Annotated in this window: 2 protein-coding genes; both read right to left on the bottom strand. The window is 70.5% G+C overall.

Annotated elements, in window-relative coordinates; all coding sequences use genetic code 11:
- A partial coding sequence (locus ACXJKL_RS19680) for a sulfotransferase family protein (RefSeq protein ID WP_457208689.1) occupies nt 1–777 on the bottom strand: 777 nt, incomplete at its 3' end.
- A 10-nt stretch (nt 778–787) separates the two neighbouring features.
- Nucleotides 788–2,152: a GH1 family beta-glucosidase gene (locus ACXJKL_RS19675; protein WP_457208688.1), complete on the bottom strand. Its 1,365-nt coding sequence runs from the start codon at nt 2,150–2,152 to the stop codon at nt 788–790.
- Nucleotides 2,153–2,247 lie beyond the last annotated feature (95 nt).

Here is a 2,247-nt window from a genome sequence, read left to right as displayed (position 1 = left end):
CTCCTCGGCCAGCCCGTCGAGCACCTGCCACGTCTCCTGAGCGAGGTCACGCAGCGCGGCCGGCACCTGCACGTCGTCCCAGGTGAGGGTGACCCGACGCAGCGAGGGGTCGATGAACTTGTGGACCTGCGCGATGTCGTTGGCCATCGCGGTCTTCACCGCGGTCAGGTCGAAGGCCTCGCCGATCGCGAAGACCGGCTGGGTCYAGTCGGCCAGCAGGTCGCCGTACCGGACGAAGCGGCGCTGCTCGCCGCGGGTCGCGCGCTCGGTGTGCAGCATCATGTTGATCCAGGCGGCCGTGCGGGTGACGTCGCCCTGGCGCTGGTCGTAGTACTGCTTCTTGCTGCCGACCACCTCGGTCACCGGCCGCAGCATCGTGATGTACGACGACGTCGCGTCGCAGCGGTCCGCGCAGGCGCGCCACAGCCCGAGGAACCAGGCCGCGCGAGGGTCCTTGACGACCAGCTCGTCGTGCTCGGCGAGCTGGGACTCCAGCCAGGTGGTGACCCGCTCGCGGGTGGCGTGGTCACCGCTGAGCCGACCGGCCTCCAGCCACGCCCGGGGGCGGGCGTCGGACACCTGGACGTTGCTGCGCGCGAGGAGCTCGGTGTGCAGGTCGACGACCCACTGCGGCTCGCCGAAGCCCTTGGGATTGGTGGCGTCCGCGGCGACCTCGGGCTGCGGCACGTGCAGCCCCAGGGTCTGGAGCGTGCCGCTCATGGTGCTGGTGCCGCTGCGGCCCGACCCGACCACGAACACGACCCGGCGACTCGACATGCGACGCACCCTATCGGGGAGCGGACGCGCTCCCGGGTTGGGCGGCGATCAGGTCGGCGTACCACTGGAAGGAGCGCTTGGGAGTGCGCACGAGGGTGTCGTAGTCGACGTGCACCAGGCCGAAGCGCTGGGAGAAGCCCTCGGCCCACTCGAAGTTGTCCAGCAGCGACCAGCAGTAGTAGCCGCGGACGTCGACGCCACGCTCGATCGCCTCGGCGACCGCGGTCAGGTGGCTGCGGAGGTAGTCGATGCGTGGCTGGTCGTCGACGACACCGTCCTCGTCGGGACCCATGTTGTAGGCGCACCCCGACTCGGTGATCATGATCGGCGGCAGGGCGGCGCGGTAGCGGGCGCGGAAGACGATGAGCCACTCGCGCAGCGCCTCCGGCACGACCGGCCAGCCGATGTCCGTGGTCGGGTGGCCGACGACGTCGCGCAGCTCGAAGGGCATGTCCGCGTCCTCGGGGGCAGCGGCGATCTTCATCGGGTTGTAGTAGTTGACGCCGTAGAAGTCGAGCGGCTGCCGGATGGTCGCCATGTCACCCGGCTCGGCCAGCCCGTCGAGGAGCGGGCCGAGGTCCACCGGGTAGCGGCCGAGCAGCATCGGCTCCAGGAACATCCCGTTCCACAGGCCGTCGTAGATCTTGCTCGCACCGACGTCGGCGTCGTCGTCGGAGGCCGGCCACACCGGCGCGTGGTTGTTGGCGCACCCGATGCTCGTCGCCCCCTGCCGACGCAGCTCGATGGCCGCCCGGCCATGCCCGAGCAGCATGTGGTGGGAGGCCCACAGGGAGTCGAACATCAGCGTCCGGCCGGGGGCGTGGACACCCAGGCCGTAGCCGAGCAGTGAGGCGACGTTGGGCTCGTTGACGGGGATCCAGTGCTCGACCCGGTCCACGAAGCGCTCACCGACCACGGCGGCGTACTCGGCGAAGCGGTCGACGGTCTCGCGGTTGAGCCAGCCGCCCTCGTCCTCGAGGGCCTGCGGGAGGTCCCAGTGGTAGAGCGTCACCATCGGGGCGATGCCGTGGGCGACGAGGGAGTCGAGGAGACGGTCGTAGAACGCGAGACCGGCCTCGTTGACCGTGCGCCCGTCGGGCATGATCCGCGACCACGACAGCGAGAGCCGGTAGCCGGGGGCGCCGAGCGCCTCCATCAGCGCGACGTCCTCCTCGAACCGGTGGTAGTGGTCGCAGGCGACCGCCCCGGTCGAGCCGTCGGAGACCCGCCCGGGCTCGGCGGTGAAGGTGTCCCAGATGCTGGGGCCGCGGCCGTCCTCGGAGGCCGCCCCCTCGATCTGGTAGGCAGCCGTGCTGGTCCCGAACCGGAAGCCCGACGGGAGCAGGGGGAAGGACCCGGGTGGATCACTCGTCACCGGATCCCTTGTCACACTGTGAAGATATCGGCATGGCAGTCACGGTGTACGCCGGATCGACGAGGTTCTCCACGCACGTCACCCGTGCTGGGACC

It is taken from the genome of Nocardioides sp. P5_C9_2, from assembly GCF_054049555.1.
The sequence above is the reverse complement of the archived record's forward strand: the minus strand, read 5'-3'. Positions and strand labels throughout refer to the sequence as shown.